Source organism: Algoriphagus boseongensis (genome assembly GCF_004362805.1).
In the GTDB taxonomy this organism is placed as follows: Bacteria; Bacteroidota; Bacteroidia; order Cytophagales; family Cyclobacteriaceae; genus Algoriphagus; species Algoriphagus boseongensis.
The window spans coordinates 639,781-658,860 of sequence record NZ_SNYF01000006.1 but is presented as its reverse complement, the minus strand read 5'-3'; the positions used below and the strand labels follow the sequence as shown (position 1 = coordinate 658,860).

The window sequence follows — 19,080 nt, the reverse complement described above, 5'->3', positions numbered from 1 at the left end:
TTTTTTAATTCACAGATGTCACTGACCACCACTAATAAACTTTTTTTCTGTGTTCATCTGTGGAATCTGTGAGCGTGTCCCATCCTGATCTTTTGATTGGAAAGGATTCTCTGATTAACTTGAAACTCTTCAATTCCAAGAATATGATTTGGGACGATTTCTTTATTCGATGGACCAGGATTGCCGGGAATGTGACTTTTCGTTACTTCCTGATAGCAGGTACTGTCTTTTTCCTCTTCTATTTCATTTTAAATGGAATTATGGCCAGCAGAAAGATGCAGGCTAAATTTCCCAAGCTCAAGGATTACTCCCGAGACATTTCCTATTCACTAATCACCATTCTGATTTTTGCCACTACTGCTGCAGTGGTTTTTGTGCTTTTATCTCCCTATACCCTCTACTACCGAGATGTGGAAAAATACGGCTGGACCTATTTTTACCTCAGTTTCCCCTTGATGTTTTTGATTCATGATGCCTATTTCTATTGGGCACATCGAGTCATGCATCATCCCAAGCTTTTTAAATTAATTCACAAAGTCCATCACAAATCCACTAACCCATCCCCGTGGACGGCTTATGCTTTCCACCCTCTTGAAGCCATCGTTGAAGCGGGGATTATTTTGGTTTTGGGTTTTGTTTTGCCTGTTCACCAAGCAGCATTTGGTCTGTTCATGCTCTTTCAGTTTTCCTACAATGTATATGGGCATCTGGGCTATGAACTTTACCCCAAAAACTTTCATCGAACCCGGATAGGGAAATGGATCAATACCGGCACGGCCCACAACCTCCACCATCAATATTTCCACGGAAATTATGGGCTTTATACGCTGATTTGGGATCGCTTATTTGGAACTCTTCGGGAGGATTATGAGAAAAAATTTGACCAAGTCACCCAATCCAAACCCATAAAATCCCCTGAAAAATATCTGGCCTGAATCCAACTCCTGTTTAAAAATTGCCCAAATGACCCTCAAGAAAACCCTTGTTGCTTTAATATGCCTTTTGGCTTTTTCCTGCACTGAAAAAGCCCCTGAAATTGACTTCACCGACTGGTCGCAGTACGGAGGACCGGAAGATGGTTCGAGATATTCGGCTTTAACCCAAATCAACAAGGAAAATGTAGCTCAACTCCAGGTCGCCTGGACTTATCATACCGGAGATGCTACGGAGCGCAGCCAGATTCAATGTCAACCCATTGTTAAAAACGGAGTGCTTTTTGGAACGACACCAAAATTGAATGTATTCGCCTTGGATGCAGGTACTGGGGAGGAACTTTGGCGTTTTGATCCTTTCGAGATATTGGGTGGGGAAAATTCCTGGGCAGGTACCAATCGGGGGGTCAGCTATTGGGAATCTGGAGAGGACCAGCGGATTCTTTTTACTGCCGGAAATTGGTTAATGGCTTTGAATGCCCAAACCGGGGAGCCCATTTCGGATTTTGGGGATCAGGGAAAAGTTGACCTTAGAAAAGATCTGGACACGGATTTGGAGGATTTTCTGATTGTTTCCAATTCCCCAGGGGTAGTTTACCAAGATTTTTTGATCATGGGAATGCGACTTTCCGAAGGTCTGGATGCTGCACCTGGTCATATCCGGGCCTACAATATTCGAACAGGCAAGCGGGAATGGATCTTCCATACCATTCCTCAGGAAGGAGAATTTGGCCACGAAACCTGGGATTCCAAGTACATCTCCCAAATCGGAGGAGCCAATAACTGGGCGGGGATGACAGTTGATCAAGCCAGAGGAATTGTATTTGTCCCGACGGGTTCTGCGACTTATGATTTTTGGGGAGGATACCGAAATGGAGATAATCTTTTTGCCAATTCCTTGGTCGCCTTAGATGCAAAAACCGGAAAGCGAATCTGGCATTTCCAAGCCGTTCATCATGACGTCTGGGACCGGGATTTCCCAGCCAATCCCAATCTGATCCGAATCCAAAAAGATGGGAAATGGATCGATGCAGTAGCTCAAATTTCAAAGCAGGGTATGACTTATGTTTTTGAGCGGGAAACAGGAAAACCCATTTGGCCAATCCCAGAAACTCCAGTTACGAAAAGCGTGATGCCGGGAGAAATCAGCTCCAAAACCCAGCCGATTCCAAGCCTACCTGAGCCATTTATGAACATGGTTTTTGAAGACAAAGACGTACTCAATCTCAAACCAGAATGGGAAGCAGACATTCGGAATCAGCTTCAAAATGCTATCATCGGAGACACCTGGGCTCCCCCACATCCCGAAAAACCCATTGTGCTTTTTCCAGGAATGGACGGAGGCGGAGAATGGGGTGGAGCTTCTTTTGATCCAGAAACCCAAACTCTTTATGTCAATGCCAATCAAATCCCCTGGTTGATTGAGATGACTCCAAATGCAAGCTTCGGAAATGTGGGTCAATCCATTTACACCAATTACTGCGGAAACTGCCACGGGTTGGATCGAAAAGGAAATCCTCCAGCACTTCCTAGTTTGCTGGGCCTTAAAGAAAAATATACCGCTGATTCCCTGGATCAATTGCTACGCAAAGGTCGAGGCGCTATGCCTGCGTTTGCACACATTTCCAGTGAGGAACGAGGGGTATTAATAGATTACTTGCTCGGCAAAGCAGATTTAGGAGATAAAAAGGAAATGGAAGCCGAAAGCGCTAAACTTTACCCTCGATACTACATGAAAGGCTACAAGCGGCTTACTACAAAGGATGGGCTTTACGGTTCCAATCCTCCTTGGGGTTTGCTAACTGCCTTAGACATGAATACCGGAAAGAAAAAATGGCAAATCCCATTGGGATCAATTGATTCATTGGCAGCCCAAGGATTCGAAAATACCGGGATTGAGAATTATGGTGGCCCAGTCGCGACAGCTGGCGGGATCTTATTCATCGCCGCAACCAAGGATGAAAAAATCAGAGCCTTTGATAAGGAAACTGGAGAATTACTGTGGGAAGCCAAGCTCCCTGCAGCTGGCCATGCTACCCCAGCTGTCTATGAGAAAAACGGAAAACAGTTTCTAGTCATAGCCTGTGGGGGAGGAAAAGGCACTAAAAGTGGGGATGCTTATGTGGCATTTGCACTCCCTGATTCCAAGTAATTTTAATTGACAAATCCATTCCAAATGAAAAAATTCCTGCTTTTCCTCGCTTTCCTAATCCTCTTCATTGTGGGATTTTTTGGATATACCTTTTATAGCACCGGCTACTTTCGGGAGGTAAATGCAGTGAATAATTTTGGACCCACCTATGCCGAATTAGAGCTGCCGGGTGTGGAAGATATGGCACTAGCCCGTGCTGATAGCTTGGTGATTCTTTCCGTGGACGACCGTGCCAAAAGAAGACAGGGGGAATCCGGACTTCACGGATTGTATCTCATCGATTTAAAAGAGGAAAAACTTCAGGCTTTAGAACTTACAAAAGACCTTCCTTTTCCTCTTTTCCCGCATGGGATAAGCATTTATCCTTTGGATTCTGGGACCTACAGGCTGATGGTCATCAACCATGTCGATGGGAAACATTCTGTGGAATCCTTTCTCCTATCCGGAAAAACACTTCAACATATCGAAACCATTACCGGGCCGGAATTGATGAGCCCCAATGATTTGGTCTTGGTAAGTCCAGAGGCCTTTTACTATTCCAATGATCATGGAAGTAAATCTTCTCTGGGGATTTTTGCTGAAAACTATCTAGGCGCAAAGTTGGCCAACGTGGGTTATTATGATGGTGAATCATTTCGGATCGTAGCTGAGGATCTTGCCTACCCGAACGGTTTGGCTTACGACAAAAATCAGGATTTGCTTTATGTGGCCAGCTCCCGGGGTTTTCTTGTAAGAGTTTTTTCAGTGACTGAGGATGGTTCTTTGGAAAAACTTGAGGACATAAAAACCCAGACTGGAGTAGATAATATAGAGTTGGATGAAAATGAAAAGCTCTGGATAGGCTGCCATCCGAATTTGATTACTTTTGCTGCCTATGCTTCCGGTAAAAAGGAAATTTCGCCTTCAGAGATTATCACCATTGATTACCAAAAAGGTCAAGCTCCTCAACAAGAAATAATCTGGACTGATCCGGGTTCACAAATGTCAGCTTCCTCAGTGGCTTTGCCATTTGGAGATTTTCTCTTTTTGGGAAATGTGATGGATGAGAAAATGCTGATTCTGAAGAAAAACTAACCTCGAAATTCTCTTGGAGTCTTTCCGGATAGATTCTTAAAACTTCGGTTGAAATAGGAAAGGTTATCGTACCCAACCCTATAGGCAATTTCTGTAATAGACAAATCCGTTTCCTGAAGAAGTTTTTGGGCTTCATTGATCCGAAGCTGCTGAAGGTATTGAGTAAATGTCTTTCGGGTTCTCAATTTGAAAAAGCGGCAAAAGGCTTCCTTGCTCAAATTTGCCAAAGAAGCTGTTTGCTCCAGAGTAATCTTTTGAAAGCGATTTTCAAGCATAAACTGCATGACCTGGTCCATTCGAGAACCATCTTTTTCCGAAAGTCCCCGATTTAAATTCATCCTATTAAGGGGGATCAATTCTTCTTGTGCATTCTCTACAATAGTCAATAAGTGAATGGCAAGCTGAAACCTGTACAATCCACTGCTCTTCTTAAAATCACCGATTATTTCCACCACAGCTTCCTGAGCTTTTCCCACCAACTGAAAACATAGCCCGGAGTATTCCCGAAATTTTTTCAGGCTTTGCAAATCCTCCAATTCGCCCAATGCCTTTCCCAAGGAATCAAAGTCAAAGAAAACTGTATTCCCTTCTGACCTGAGATTCTGATCCGAATCGAAGTATTCCGGATCGCTTCGAAATACATGAGGAGCATTTTCACCAAGAAAAAAAACATCCCCGGGCTGAAATCTTCCGACATAATCTCCACTAAGAAACTGCCCTTTCCCTTCTAAAATCACCGTCATCTGCAATTGAGGATGCTGGTGGAGCTTGTCATAAAAATGCTTTCCACGGTCTTCCTGATAGCGAACAAACTCGCGCTGGGATTTGGGAACTTGAAAGGAAATTACCTTGGCCATAACTCTCAATTGATATGAAATTAAGAGTATTCAAATCAAAAAGTTATCATTTTGGTCAATATTGTATCAAAAAGGATTAATTCAGTAAAAGACTTTCCTTCAAAGGCCACTTACTTTTGATATCCTAATTGAAATGAATATTTAATCCCCAATCCATTGGGCTAAAACAACATACTATGAACTGGAAAGGCGTATTCCCCGCGGTCACAACCAAATTTCACGCAGACGGAAGTCTGGATATGGATCTTTTTTTCAAGAACCTGGACTTCCAATTGGAAAGTGGAGTTCACGGGATCATTCTTGGTGGCACTTTGGGAGAAAGCTCAGTGCTTTCTCAGGAAGAAAAAATCACCCTTACTTCAGAAACAGTAAAATACATCAATGGACGAGTGCCGGTGATTTTGAATATCGCAGAGGGTGCTACTCAAGATGCGCTTTTCTGGGCTAAAAAAGCCGAAGAATTGGGAGCATCAGGATTGATGATTTTGCCTCCGATGCGCTATGCGGCAGATGCAAGAGAAGTGGTGACTTATTTCAAAACCGTCGCCAACTCCACCAAACTCCCCATGATGATCTACAACAATCCGGTAGATTATAAGACCTTGGTTACTATAGACATGTTTGCTGAGCTTGCCGATTGCCCAAATATCCAAGCCATCAAAGAATCCACTCGAGACATCTCCAATGTCACCCGAATGATCAACCGATTTGGTAACCGATTCCAATTGCTTTGTGGGGTAGATACTCTGGCTTTGGAAGAATTGCTGATGGGAGCTGTAGGATGGGTTGCAGGTCTGGTTTGTGCTTTTCCAAAGGAAACCGTCGCCATTTTCAACTTGGTACAAGAAGGTAAAATCGAAGAAGCTAGAGAAATCTACCGATGGTTCCTTCCGCTTTTGGAACTCGACATTCATCCAAAACTAGTGCAATACATCAAGTTGGCAGAGCAACATTGCGGTGTAGGTTCAGAGCATGTGAGGGCACCAAGATTGACTTTAATCGGAGAAGAAAGGGTAAGAATTGAGAAAATAATTACTGAGGGAATCAAAAACCGACCAAAGATTTAAATCTGAAATACTTTAGAAATTTGTCCTGATTATCATCAGGACGAAATATATTGAAATAGAATTCCATGCTATTTCACCCCGATATATCGGGGGGTTTTCAATTGTATTTCCACCTTATTTCAAAAACCCATGAACTTCGATTCTATTTTCAATGCAGCTCAAGAAGCTTTCCTTTTTTACAAAAACCTGTCTGGAAAGGAGAAGGGGGAGTTTTTAGAAACACTGGCAGAAATTCTCGAATCCCACCGCCCTGAAATTGTGCCTTTGGCGGTAAAGGAATCCAATCTTCCAGAAGGAAGAATCAACGGTGAACTGGGAAGAACAACCGGACAAATCAAGCTTTTCGCCAATTTGGTCAAGGAAGGTTCTTGGATAGAAGCGACTATTGATCCTGCAATGCCTGATCGTACTCCACTTCCAAGGGCGGATATCCGTAGGATGCTGACTCCTATAGGTCCAGTGGTCGTATTCGGTGCAAGTAATTTTCCTCTGGCATTCTCAACCGCAGGTGGAGACACCATTTCGGCCCTTGCCTCTGGCTGCCCGGTAATTTACAAAGCCCATCCTGCCCACCCTGAAACGTCAAAAAAAGTGGCTGAATGCATCCATGAAGCCATTTTAAAGTGTGGCCTTCCTTCAGCCCTATTTACTCACGTAGAGGGAGGAATAACAGAAGGACAGGCCTTGGTCAAGCATCCGCAGGCAAAGGCAGTGGCCTTTACTGGTTCGCATGCAGGTGGAAAAGCACTTTTTGATCTGGCAAACCAACGAGAGGAACCCATTCCTGTTTATGCCGAAATGGGTTCCGTGAATCCTATTTTCTGTTTTCCTAAGAAATTGGAACAAAACCTGGACGGACTAGCCAAAGCATTTGTCTCTTCCCTGACTTTAGGGGTAGGACAGTTTTGTACCAACCCGGGATTGATTTTCGTGCCGGAATCTCAGGCGAAAGCTTTTGAAAATGCGATTTCTGCTGAATTAAAAGACATTGCCTCCGCCCCTATGCTTCATCCTGGAATTGCCCAAGCCTACTATGACTCCATCCAGTTTTTGGAGTCCCGGGAAGAACTTCGCTGGGTAAAAGTGGCCGATCCGAAGCACCTGATCAATGGCAGTACAGCCTTGGCAGAAATCAAAGCTTCAGATTGGTTATCTGACCATATATTCCAAAAAGAGGTTTTCGGAGCATTTGCCATGATGGTGGTTTATCAAAGTCAGGAAGAATTGGAAGAAATCGCCAAACACCTTCATGGTCAGCTTACCATTACCGTATGGGCGGATGAAGAGGAATTGAAAAATCAGCTTTTCCTAATCAATCTTTTGGAAGAAAAATGCGGTAGGCTCTTGTTTAAAGGAGTACCGACAGGAGTGGAAGTAGGATATGCCATGCAGCATGGAGGCCCTTATCCTTCTACCACAGCTCCAAACAGCACTTCGGTAGGAGCCCATGCGATCAAGCGTTTTGCCAGACCAATTGCTTTTCAGGATATGCCTCAGGAATTGCTTCCTGATGCTTTGAAAGAAGGTAATCCATTGGGAATTTGGAGATTGGTTAACGGGGAATACAGACAGTGAAATACATTGAAATAAGATAGAAATAGGTCCCGCAAGCGGGACGGAATAAGGAAACATCTCTTATTTCACTGAGCGTGGCGAAGTCTATTTCTAGGGTATTTCAATGTATTTCAGATGAAGAAATAATTAGAAACTTGAAATAAAAATGTCCTCAAGACACACATTCTCCTGCATAGACGCACACACTTGCGGCAATCCCGTCCGAGTAGTTTCAGGTGGAGTTCCTTTTCTAAAAGGGAATAATATGCTAGAAAAGCGCCAGTATTTTCTGGAAAATCTGGATTGGATTCGTACCGGATTAATGTTTGAACCGAGAGGTCACGACATGATGTCCGGGTCCATGCTTTTCCCTCCTCACAATCCTGAAAATGACTTTGCTGTCCTTTTCATCGAGACCTCAGGATGTCTACCCATGTGCGGACATGGCACTATTGGAACCATTACCATTGCCATTGAGGAGGGTTTGATCCATCCTAAAACCCCGGGATTTCTAAGAATGGAAGCTCCGGCAGGTTTGGTTTTGGTAGAATATAAGCAGGAAGGCAAAAAGGTAAAATCCGTCAAGCTGACTAATGTTAAAAGCTATCTGGCAGCTGAAAATCTGGAAATTGAAATTGAGGAATTGGGCAAACTGACCGTAGATGTAGCTTATGGTGGAAACTTTTACTGCATCATTGATCCTCAGGAAAACTTCCCAGGATTAGAGCATTTCAAAGCCGAGCAACTCATTTCAATGGCCAGAAACCTTCGCTCGAAGATGAATGAGAAATATGATTTCGTTCATCCAGAACACGATCGAATCCGTGGACTTTCCCATGTGATGTGGACCGGAAAAACTATCGAAGAAAACAGCACGGCAAGAAATGCTGTTTTCTACGGGGACAAAGCTATCGATCGCTCACCTTGCGGAACAGGAACTTCAGCCCGAATGGCTCAATGGTTTGCCAAAGGTTGGCTAAAGCCGGGAGATGAATTTGTCCATGAAAGCTTTATTGGGTCCAAGTTTATCGGAAGAATCGAAGAAGTCACTGAAATTGCAGGAAAGCCAGCCATAGTCCCAAGCATTGAAGGCTGGGCCAAAGTATATGGCTACAATACCATCATTCTGGACGACGATGATCCCTACGTGCACGGATTTCAGGTGATTTAAAAAGACATTAGAAATTAGACACAAAGATCAAGAATTGGTGGAAGCAAAAATTTCTTGATCCAGTAGTCTTACTACTTGATACTATTTCATGAAACCAACAATCATTATCGGAGGGGGAGTCGTTGGACTTTTCACTGCCTATTTCCTTCAAAAGGAAGGTGTGGAAGTAACGGTTATCGACCAAAGCGATTTAAATCAAAATTGCTCCACAGGAAATGCCGGGATGATCACACCCAGTCACATCATTCCGCTAGCTGCACCGGGTATGATTTCCAAAGGAATGGCGTGGATGTTTTCTTCCAAAAGCCCCTTTTACATTCATCCCCGCTTGGATTATAAACTGCTGCGTTGGTGCATGCTTTTTTTCAAAGCCACTTCTCAAAGTCAGGTAGATCGAAGTATTCCTTATTTGAATCAAATCACCCTATTCAGCAAATCACTTTTTCAGGAATTTGAAGCTGAGCATCCAGATTCTTCAGTCTTCCTTTCCAAAAAAGGCTTGGTGATGATTTACCAAACTGAAGCAGTAGAAAAGGAAGAAATTGAACTGGCGCATTTGGCCAGACAATTTGGTTTGGAAGCAGAGATTCTAAATTCCAAGGAGGTTCAAGCTCTTGAGCCAAACCTAGAGGTGAAATCTAGAGGTGGAATATTTTTCCCCGGAGATTCACACCTAGATCCTGCAGGTCTTTTTAACTATCTGAAGAAATATTTGACCGAAAAGGGAGTAAAAATACTTCCCAATACCCAAGTTCTTGGATTCGAAAAGTCCTCCAATAAAATCGAGGCAGTATTGACTGATAAAGGAAAACTCGAGGGAGGAAAGGTAATCCTCGCAGCAGGAGCATGGTCTGCAGAGTTGGCTAAGCAACTTGGGTTTTCCCTTCCTTTAATGGGAGGCAAAGGCTATAGCTTCATTCAAGAAAACCAGCCTGCAATTCAATTACCAACCATTCTTACAGAGCGGAAAGTGGCGGTGAGTCCTTATGGAGACTATATCCGTTTTGGAGGCACTTTGGAAGTGGCGGGAACGAATCAAAAAATCAATATGAACCGGGTAAAAGGGATTTTTGAATCCATCAATCAATATTACCCTGACTTCAAAGCAAATTTCCCTGATGAAAAAGATATCTGGAAAGGGCTACGTCCCTGTTCCCCGGACGGGCTTCCCTATATAGGTTATGCTCCGGGTTATGAAAATGTCTTGGTGGGATCGGGCCATGCCATGCTGGGAGTGACTATGGGGCCTGCCACAGGTAAATTGCTTACGGAACTTCATCAGAAAAAGCCCTCATCCATTGAAATCAAGGGATTTGAGGTAAGTAGATACAATTGACCTATTCTTAATTGCTATAAAATAAAAAAGCAGCAGAATTATCTGCTGCTTTTTTGCTTTCTATGGACTCAAATTAGAATCCAACAAATGCCGGTGGCTCCACTCCATTGGCTCTCAAATAAGCAATGGCTGATCCTCTGTGGTGTGTACTGTGGTCCATTAGCAAGGCTTCGATCTGACGTCGGGAAACCATATTTCCAAAAACCTCGATCTTTTCTGCCTCATCTGTAGCGCTCAAGCCTTTCATAGCGGCAGCTCCATAATCATAAGAAGCAGCGACGTATTCAGTAAGCTGAGCTCGTGTAGCAGTAGCAAGATCGATGGATGGAGCATCAGCAGATCCTTTCAAAAACCCTTGTGAAATCCCAACAATTGCACTGGCAATGTGATGGATTTGCTCCTTAAAAGACATCGCTCCCGGGTCTGTTTTGTAATCCATCCCAGAATCAGGCATTTTAGCCAATACATCCAAAGTAAATTGCTTGCTATTAGCCCATTTGGACATAAACTCTTCCTTCGTAGTTTGGGCCTGTGCCAGGGTTCCTACTACCATCAATACCGCAGAAAATATAGCGGTCAAAGTAACTTTAATTCCATTTTTCATCGTTGAAAAGAGTTTGGTGTAAGGTTAAAGTTCCACTATTCCCATTTGAAATCAAATGGAAAACCTAATTTTGATCCATGAAGAAATTACTCCCATTTCTGATTTTGGCTTTAGCACTTGCCTCTTGCGAAAAAAACTGGCTGCCTAAACCTCCCGGCTACAACCGAATTGATTTACCTTCTCACAGTTATATTCCTCTGGAAAATGGCTATCCCTATAATCTGGAACTATCCAAATACAGTCTGGTGGAACCAGATTCCTTTAACTTATCAGAGAAGACCTGGATCAACTTGAATTACAAGGATTTTGGAGCAAAGGTCCATTTGACTTATAAGAAAATTGGAAGTGAGGCTGAATTCCGAACATTATCCAATGATGCTTTCAAACTGACAGCAAAGCATCAAATCAAGGCTTATGGTATAGAAGAAGGAGTTTTAATCACTCCAAATGGGTATTCGGCTGTGGTAGCCGAGCTTACCGGGGAAGTTCCTACGCAGTTTCAGTTTTTTGTAACCGATTCCACCAATCATTTTCTGAGAGGGGCCTTGTACTTTAACACCGCCATGAAAAATGACTCACTTGCTCCTGTAATCGAATACATCAAAATTGACATGACTCATCTAATGAACTCAGTGAAATTTGTAGATCAATGAGTTTTAAAAATTCACCTTGAGAATGATACATTCTCTCAAAAAAGAAAACTCCTGCTCGATTAAATCAAGCAGGAGTTTTTTATGAAATGGGAAATATCAATGAATTTTTTTCCAGGCTCTAATAATAACAATAGCACCAACTATCGAAATAACGGCAGCTATTACACCCGGTAGTACATTTCCATAAATAAAAAATCCAGTTGAAAATAAAGCTGCATAAACCATGAAAGTACCTGTGATCATCAATCCTACTTCTGTGCCCAACTGTCCTTTTTCCTGCTTTTCGGAAGGGTAACGGTCCAAAACTTTCTTCCAGCCCATTGACGCTGGGGTAACTTTTCGATAAAAATTTAACAAAACCTCGTCCTTTTCAGGTTGTGTAAAGAACGTCACCAAAAGCCATCCAACTGTGGTAATGGAAACTGAGTAAATCAATTTCAAATAGGACTGGTCAGCAGCGATTTCAATTAGCCCGATTTTAGGATTTATGACTTCAAAGAAAATTGCCACCACAAAGGAAATTGCCATGGCTGAAATTTCTGTGTAGGCATTGATTCTCCACCAGAACCAGCGAAGAATGAAAATCAAGCCTGTTCCGGCACCGATTTGCAATAAAATCTGAAATGCATCCAAGGCGGAAGACAGTGCCAAAGCTAATAGGGCTGAAAGGAGCATTAAGACCACTGTGGAAATTCTTCCAACTGCCACCAACTGCTTGTCAGACGCATCAGGCTTTACAAAGCGTAGATAAAAATCATTCACCACATAGCTGGAGCCCCAGTTTAAGTGTGTGGAAAGGGTAGACATCACTGCCGCTATCAAGGATGCCAAAACAATTCCAATTAACCCAGTTGGAAGGAAAGTCAACATCGCTGAATAAGCCAAGTCATCTCCAAGTTTATCAATCGGGATTTGAGGAAATGCTTGCTGCAAGTCCGCGATAGTTGGAAATATCACCAGAGAACCTAAGGCTACAATGATCCAAGGCCAAGGACGCAGTGCATAATGGGCTACGTTAAAAAACAAAGTGGCGCCAATGGCATTTTTCTCATCTTTTGCAGAAAGCATCCGCTGGGCGATATAGCCGCCCCCTCCTGGTTCAGCACCTGGATACCAAGTTGCCCACCATTGGATGGCGATAGGCAAAATGAAAATCGGGATATAAACGTTTGGATCAGAAAAATCCGGAAGGAAGTCAAGTTTGGTAGAAACTACATCATGGGATAGAAGTCCTTGTAAAGAACCGATTTCTGGAAGGTCCAGAACATAATACGCAGCTCCAAAAGAACCAATGATGGCAATGAAAAACTGAAAAAAGTCAGTCAACAACACCCCTTTCAAACCTCCCAAGGAACTATAAATTACCGTTACAACAGAAGCAATCAGCAAGGTTTGAATGGGAGTAAGCCCAAGCATAACTCCGCCTATTTTGATGGCTGCAAGGGATACCGTGGCCATAATTACCACATTAAAGAATACCCCCAAATAAATGGCCCGGAAAGCCCTCAGAAATGCTGCACCTTTTCCGGAGTACCTTAATTCGTAAAACTCTAAATCCGTAGTGACCTCGGATCTTCTCCAGAGCTTAGCATAAACGAACACAGTCAACATGCCTGTCAACAAAAACGCCCACCAGGCCCAGTTCCCTGCCACACCATTCTTCCGGACTATGTCGGTAACGAGATTTGGTGTATCAGCAGAAAATGTGGTGGCGACCATGGACACACCCAAAAGCCACCAAGGCATGTTTCTTCCAGAAAGGAAAAACTCTTTGGCTGAACTTCCTGCGGATTTGGCGGAAAATAATCCTATCAATAAGGAAATAAGAAAGAAGGCAGCGATTATGCCCCAATCTAAAGCGGTTACATTCATAGGGTTTGGTATTAATTGGCAATCAATTAACGAAAATTTTTTCTTAACTCTGAAAGTCTTTTTTAATATTTTTGAAAAATAACAAGCAAAACTGTCCACAAAGGCCAAGTTGATGGACGCTATTCAATTTTTCACCTATTTTCTTCCTTAAATTCGCTCAATGAATCACCAGCTTGACTCCAGAATTTGTGAGTATTATCCTTTTCTGAAAAGAGATGAATTAAGCATCACCCCATTTGGAGAAGGCTTGATCCATGAAACTTTGCTGGTGGAATCTCCAAAAGGCAAATGGATTCTACAAGGTTTTAATGAAAAAGTCTTCAATTATCCAGACAGGATTGACCATAACCTTGGCTTGCTTTATCAGCAAGCAGAAAAAAAGAAGCTTCCTTTCACTCTTCCTCTTCCTTTATTGAACAGGGATAGAAGTGGGCTTTCTGAAATCAATGGACTTAAGTATAGACTTTTTGAGTTTGTCGCCGGGAAAACCCTCCAGCAAATTGAACAAATCGAGCAGGCTTATATCGCTGCTTTAGCCTATGGAGAATTTGCCTCCTGGGCTAAGGACATCCCAGCCCAATCCATGCAAGAGACCATTCCCCATTTTCATCGATTGGATCTCCGTTTTGAAAAATTGATCGAGGTATCCTCATCGAAAGGAAACTTGGAAAAGGAGGAAGTAGAAATTCTTGATTTTTACTTCAGCCAAAAACCCCTGGTAGATTGGTACCAAAAGCAACTTAAGCTTCTCCCCCTCCGAGTCGTCCATAACGACACCAAAATCAACAATGTGATCTTCTCCGAAGACTTGAAAAGAGTTTCTGCTGTGATTGATTTGGATACCTTGATGGGAGGATACTTATTATATGATTTTGGAGATTTGGTGCGTACAGTAGCCTGTAGCCTGACTGAAACATCAACCCAATGGGATGCTATTCACCTGATTCCTGAAATCTTTTCCAAACTCCTTCAGGGCTACTGGGAGGGAATCGAAACCTTCGCTAGCAAGGAAGAGGCAGAATCCTTAATCCTCGGCGGAGAAGTGATGACCATGATAATGGGCTTGAGATTTTTTACCGATCATCTTCAAGGAAATATTTATTATCGGGTGAGCTATCCAGAGCAAAATTTCCACCGGGCAAAAAATCAAATGATTTTCCTGAAAAGCCAGCAAAGTCAGCGGGAAGCTCTCAGGGAGATTTGGAAAGAAATCGTTCAAAAGGATTAGGAGATTTCCGACAATTGTCTGCAAACTCTTGGGTTTTGAAGCCCACTGACCTTAATTTGCCTAAACCCAAAATCAGTTCACTTGTCAGGCATTTTTGATACCCGAATCGAATTCCTCAAAGGCGTCGGCCCTCAGAAGGCTGAACTCCTAAACAAGGAGCTGAATATTTTTACCTATGGGGATTTGCTGCAGCATTATCCTTTCCGGTACGAAGACAGAACCAAGTTTTTCAAAATCCGAGAGCTTACCGAAGAACAGGAAAATGTTCAGGTAATCGCCCGAATCAAGTCAGTAGAATTGGTTGGGACAGGAGGGAAAAAACGACTGGTAGCCCATGTTTTTGATGAAACCGGAGAAATGGAAATGACCTGGTTTAAGGGAATTCAATGGGTTCAGAAAAAGCTGCCTGCCGGGGCGGTTTATATTTTTTTCGGAAAACCTGCCCAATACGGAAGAAAATGGAGTATTGCGCATCCGGAGATGGAACCCATCACAGCTGCCAATGAAAAAAGAAATCATTTCCAGCCGGTTTATTCCACTACAGAAAAGCTAAGGGCCAGATTTTTGGATTCAAAGGGAATTTCAAAAATTCTGGAGCAACTGCTACCTCTTGTTTATTCCCAAATTCCGGAGACGCTTTCCCCAGAAATCATGCATCAGTACCAGCTTTTGGGAAAGCAGGAAGCGATTCGTCAAATCCACTTTCCGACTTCTCCGGAGCTTTTAAACCGGGCAAGAAAGCGGCTTAAGTTTGAAGAATTTTTCTACCTCCAGCTCCGCCTCTTGATGCTGAAGGTGGCTAGAACGGAAAAATTCAGGGGGCAGGCCTTGGGGAATACAGATTTGTTGACCGATTTCTACAAAAATCATATCCCTTTTGAGCTAACTAACGCCCAAAAACGGGTGATCAGGGAGTCTTTTGCTGACATGAAATCGGGGAAGCAAATGAACCGCCTAATCCAAGGGGATGTGGGAAGTGGAAAAACTATGGTGGCATTTATTTGCATGCTGATTGCAATTAGTTCAGGCGCTCAGGCCTGCCTGATGGCACCTACAGAAATCCTAGCCAACCAGCATTACGAAGGACTGAAAGAGTATGCCGAAATGATGGGGCTGAAAATTGCCTTATTGACGGGATCCACCAAAAAGTCTGACCGAAAAGTCATCCATACCGACTTACTTTCCGGAGAATTAAAAATCCTAATCGGAACCCATGCTCTTTTAGAAGATGTGGTTCAATTTCGGAATTTGGGCTTGGCTATAGTCGATGAGCAGCATCGCTTTGGCGTAGCCCAACGAGCAAAGTTGTGGGCAAAAAATGAGGAATTTATGCCCCATGTTTTGGTCATGACCGCTACGCCGATTCCAAGGACTTTGGCGATGACACTATATGGAGATCTGGATGTGTCTGTCATTGATGAATTGCCAGCAGGAAGAAAGCCTATCCAGACGGTCCATCGATATGACAAGGATCGCTTGAAGGTTTTCGGATTTATCAATCAGGAAATCCAAAAAGGCCGTCAGGTTTACATCGTCTATCCCCTGATCGAAGAATCTGAAACATTGAATTTGAAAAACCTGATGGATGGGTACGAAAGCATTGCCCGAGCTTTTCCCCAATACCATCTGAGCATTGTCCATGGAGGAATGAAGGCTGAGGATAAAGACTTGGAAATGCAGCGATTTGTGAAAGGACAAACTCAAATCATGGTTGCAACGACTGTGATTGAGGTTGGAGTGAATGTGCCGAATGCATCCGTGATGATCATTGAAAATGCGGAGCGATTTGGGCTTTCACAGCTACACCAGTTGCGCGGTCGTGTGGGGAGAGGTGCCGAGCAAAGCTATTGCGTACTGATGAGTAAATACGAACTCAGCAAGGACTCGAGAATTCGATTGGAAACCATGGTGCGCACCAATGATGGATTTGAAATAGCCGATGTGGATCTAAGACTGCGTGGCCCTGGGGACTTGATGGGAACTCAGCAAAGTGGGGTGACGGATTTGTTGATTGCAGATTTAAGCAAGGATGCTCCATTGCTAACCTTGGCCAGAGATGCTGCCCAGCAACTTTTATTCAATGATCCGGAACTAGCTCGACCAGAGCATTCTTCAATTTTACGTCAGGTAAAGCAACAGAAAAAGACTGCGGTGAATTGGAGCAGGATAAGTTGATTGACGATTTCAGATTTACGATTTACGACATCAAAAGGAAGTCCTAATCCTTTCTCTACAATCAACTTTTTGGAGCCAGGACTGAAGGCCAATTACATCTCGCAAATCAAAAATCGTAATTCTTAAATTTCAACAAAACACGATAGGGTCAATTTCCCTTCTTCCCAAAAAGCTTTCCAATTCTTCGGAAAATCTGTTTTTCCTTTTCCCAAAAGAAGTTGAACTGACCAAAAATAAACCCATAGATCAGCAAAAAAATCTGGTACAATGGTAAAACTAGTAAGAGATACAAAAGGGTATTCAAAAAGCCTTGCCCCCCACCTCGCTCAACTCCAAAGAAATTTAAAATCGGATTTTTGATGAAAAGGATGGTAAATCCCGTGCAGGCAAAAACGACCAGTACCATGACCACCTGAAAAATCGATTCCAATTTCCATTTGCTCTGGAGTCGCTGAAGGAAGCCCGGTTTTTCGTTTTGCATGCCCAAAAGTAAGAAGAAAGATTCTAATGAAAAGAGCCGGACTTCCCCGGCTCCAGTTAGATTCAATTTAAAGTTTCAATTATTTACCAGGTAAATACACCTTCGTTGAGGTTTTTTAGCGCCTGCACTTTGTATTGCGCCTCCACCAAAATAGATACGTTATGGCGGCTACCTCCATAAGAAACCATTCGAACAGGAATATCAACCAAAGAATCCATCACTGATTTGATCGCGCCTTTGGTCTCAGAAACCATATTGCCCACAATACAGATGATGGTTTGGTTCTGATCCACCTCTACAGTACCGAGAGTCTGCAATTCGGCCAATATCTGATCCAAATGAGCCAGGTCATCTATCGTCACAGAAACAGCCACTTCAGAAGTGGTAATCATATCTATCGGGGTTTTGTATTTTTCAAAAACCTCGAAAATTCTTCTTAAGAAACCATAAGCCAAAAGCATTCGGCTGGATTTGATCTTGATAGCTGTAATTCCATCTTTTGCGGCGATAGCCTTTACACCGGTAGTTGGAACCTCAGCTTTGATCAAAGTTCCAGCAGCACTTGGCTCCATGGTATTGAGCAGTCTTACAGGCACATTATATAGCTGGGCTGGCCAGATGGAGGCTGGATGAAGGATCTTCGCCCCAAAATAGGCTAATTCGGCTGCTTCATCGAAGGACAATTCTGCGATAGGACGGGTTCGGTCCACGATTCTTGGATCGTTGTTATGCATTCCATCGATGTCAGTCCAAATTTCGCAAACTGAAGCATGAATGGCGGCAGCAACCAAAGAAGCAGTATAGTCACTTCCCCCACGCTTCAAATTATCTACCTCGTTTCTGTGGTTTTTACAGATATAGCCTTGGGTGATGAAAAGTCTCTCTCCTTCATGTTGAGCCAAAATTGCTTTCAATTTTTCGGAAATTTTACCCAATTCCGGCTCTGAATTTTCATCAATGCTCATGAAATCCAAAGCAGGAAGAAACACCGCAGGAATCTCCAATTCGCCCAAAAGGGTATAAAACAGCTTGGTGGAAAGTAATTCTCCCTGAGCCAAAATATCCCGGTTGATCGCCTCATTGAAGGAGATTTTCAAGAGAATATTCAAAAACTCAAAATGCTCTTTGATGATTTCCTCAGCCTTCGCTCTTGCTTCATTGGTCTGAAGAAGGGCAGGATAAAAGGCCAGATAATGGGCATGAAGCGCATCAATTCTTTCCTTGGCCAATTCCTTGTTTCCTGCAGCTAGGGCTTCACCAATGCTCACCAAGGCATTGGTCGTACCGGAAAGTGCCGAAAGCACGACAATAGTTGGTTCATCTCCACGAGTGATCAGGTCTTTTACCTGATGCATTCGCTCAGGACGGCCCACAGAGGTACCGCCAAATTTCATGATTTTCATAGAGGTAGAATATATAGGTTTGATTTGTTAAAACCCAAGCATTTTGATCGCGGTGATAGCAGCCTCGTCCCCTTTGTTGCCGTGCTTTCCTCCAGCTCGGTCAAGGGCTTGCTGTTGGTTATTGGGAGTCAAAACTCCAAAAATCACCGGTTTGTTAAATTTCAAAGAGACATTCGTAATTCCATGCGCGACCGCATCACAGATAAAATCAAAATGACGAGTCTCTCCCTGAATCACACAACCCAAGCAGATCACTGCGTCAATTTTTTCATCCTGAGCGCACCACTGGGCTCCTAAAGAAAGCTCAAATGAACCGGGTACATTCTTACGGATGATATTTTCCTTTTTTGCTCCATGCTGGATTAGCGTTTGGTATGCGCCGGAGTAAAGCGCCTCGGTAACATCTTCATTCCATTCGGACACCACGATTGCAAACTTTCGGGAACTAATATCCTGAATGTTTTTGGAGCTGTATTCACTTAGGCTTTTGTTTGCAGTTGCCATTGATTTTGTGTTTTTGA

Annotated in this window: 16 protein-coding genes; 10 read left to right on the top strand and 6 right to left on the bottom strand. The window is 43.2% G+C overall.

Translation table 11 applies throughout. From position 1 onward, the window contains the following. The first annotated feature begins 143 nt into the window (after nt 1-143). From DFQ04_RS10525 to DFQ04_RS10515, 3 genes are read left to right on the top strand one after another with little or no spacing between them, the layout of a single operon-like run. Nucleotides 144-935, top strand: coding sequence for a sterol desaturase family protein (locus DFQ04_RS10525; RefSeq protein ID WP_243739663.1), 792 nt, complete (start codon nt 144-146; stop codon nt 933-935). 28 nt (nt 936-963) lie between these two features. Beyond that, nucleotides 964-3,084 carry an outer membrane protein assembly factor BamB family protein gene (locus tag DFQ04_RS10520; RefSeq protein ID WP_133555564.1) on the top strand — a complete coding sequence of 707 codons (2,121 nt, stop codon included), beginning with the start codon at nt 964-966 and terminating at the stop codon, nt 3,082-3,084. Between the two features lie 24 nt (nt 3,085-3,108). Continuing rightward, entirely contained in the window at nt 3,109-4,158 is a 1,050-nt protein-coding gene (locus DFQ04_RS10515; protein ID WP_133555561.1) for an SMP-30/gluconolactonase/LRE family protein, read from the top strand. Here DFQ04_RS10515 and DFQ04_RS10510 read toward each other — a convergent pair. Then, a complete protein-coding gene (locus DFQ04_RS10510; protein ID WP_133555559.1) occupies nt 4,155-5,015 on the bottom strand; it encodes an AraC family transcriptional regulator in 861 nt (286 codons plus the stop codon). The two genes, DFQ04_RS10515 and DFQ04_RS10510, sit on opposite strands and share 4 nt — an antisense overlap. 176 nt (nt 5,016-5,191) lie before the next feature. On the opposite strand from DFQ04_RS10510, the gene DFQ04_RS10505 reads away from it, so the two are divergent. From DFQ04_RS10505 to DFQ04_RS10490, 4 genes are all read left to right on the top strand, one after another. Next, nucleotides 5,192-6,082 carry a dihydrodipicolinate synthase family protein gene (locus tag DFQ04_RS10505; protein ID WP_133555557.1) on the top strand — a complete coding sequence of 297 codons (891 nt, stop codon included), beginning with the start codon at nt 5,192-5,194 and terminating at the stop codon, nt 6,080-6,082. Between the two features lie 129 nt (nt 6,083-6,211). After that, entirely contained in the window at nt 6,212-7,657 is a 1,446-nt protein-coding gene (locus DFQ04_RS10500) for an aldehyde dehydrogenase (NADP(+)) (RefSeq protein ID WP_133555555.1), read from the top strand. Between the two features lie 145 nt (nt 7,658-7,802). After that, nucleotides 7,803-8,807, top strand: coding sequence for a 4-hydroxyproline epimerase (locus DFQ04_RS10495; protein WP_133555553.1), 1,005 nt, complete (start codon nt 7,803-7,805; stop codon nt 8,805-8,807). Nucleotides 8,808-8,895: 88 nt separating this feature from the next. After that, nucleotides 8,896-10,143 (top strand): NAD(P)/FAD-dependent oxidoreductase, encoded by a 1,248-nt coding sequence (locus DFQ04_RS10490; protein ID WP_133555551.1) that lies wholly within the window; start codon nt 8,896-8,898, stop codon nt 10,141-10,143. A gap of 73 nt (nt 10,144-10,216) precedes the next feature. Here the strand turns inward: DFQ04_RS10490 and DFQ04_RS10485 are convergent, their stop codons facing one another. Then, nucleotides 10,217-10,747: a DinB family protein gene (locus tag DFQ04_RS10485; protein WP_133555549.1), complete on the bottom strand. Its 531-nt coding sequence runs from the start codon at nt 10,745-10,747 to the stop codon at nt 10,217-10,219. A 77-nt stretch (nt 10,748-10,824) separates the two neighbouring features. On the opposite strand from DFQ04_RS10485, the gene gldD reads away from it, so the two are divergent. Next, nucleotides 10,825-11,400 (top strand): gliding motility lipoprotein GldD, encoded by a 576-nt coding sequence (gene gldD / locus DFQ04_RS10480; protein WP_133555547.1) that lies wholly within the window; start codon nt 10,825-10,827, stop codon nt 11,398-11,400. 96 nt (nt 11,401-11,496) lie between these two features. Here the strand turns inward: gldD and DFQ04_RS10475 are convergent, their stop codons facing one another. Continuing rightward, a complete protein-coding gene (locus tag DFQ04_RS10475; RefSeq protein WP_133555545.1) occupies nt 11,497-13,272 on the bottom strand; it encodes a sodium:solute symporter family protein in 1,776 nt (591 codons plus the stop codon). Nucleotides 13,273-13,432: 160 nt separating this feature from the next. Between DFQ04_RS10475 and DFQ04_RS10470 the strand changes: the two genes are divergently transcribed. Together DFQ04_RS10470 and recG are read left to right on the top strand one after the other, a co-directional pair. Then, nucleotides 13,433-14,500 carry a phosphotransferase enzyme family protein gene (locus tag DFQ04_RS10470; RefSeq protein ID WP_133555543.1) on the top strand — a complete coding sequence of 356 codons (1,068 nt, stop codon included), beginning with the start codon at nt 13,433-13,435 and terminating at the stop codon, nt 14,498-14,500. A gap of 81 nt (nt 14,501-14,581) precedes the next feature. Beyond that, on the top strand, nt 14,582-16,675 hold the full coding sequence (gene recG, locus DFQ04_RS10465) for an ATP-dependent DNA helicase RecG (RefSeq protein WP_133555541.1): 2,094 nt from the start codon (nt 14,582-14,584) through the stop codon (nt 16,673-16,675). A 148-nt stretch (nt 16,676-16,823) separates the two neighbouring features. On the opposite strand, the gene DFQ04_RS10460 is transcribed toward recG, so the two are convergent. The 3 genes from DFQ04_RS10460 to ribH form a co-directional block, all read right to left on the bottom strand. Beyond that, a complete protein-coding gene (locus DFQ04_RS10460; RefSeq protein WP_133555539.1) occupies nt 16,824-17,156 on the bottom strand; it encodes a DUF6787 family protein in 333 nt (110 codons plus the stop codon). A gap of 83 nt (nt 17,157-17,239) precedes the next feature. Then, nucleotides 17,240-18,559 (bottom strand): aspartate kinase, encoded by a 1,320-nt coding sequence (locus tag DFQ04_RS10455; RefSeq protein WP_133555537.1) that lies wholly within the window; start codon nt 18,557-18,559, stop codon nt 17,240-17,242. 27 nt (nt 18,560-18,586) lie between these two features. Further along, entirely contained in the window at nt 18,587-19,063 is a 477-nt protein-coding gene (gene ribH, locus DFQ04_RS10450; RefSeq protein WP_133555535.1) for a 6,7-dimethyl-8-ribityllumazine synthase, read from the bottom strand. Nucleotides 19,064-19,080 lie beyond the last annotated feature (17 nt).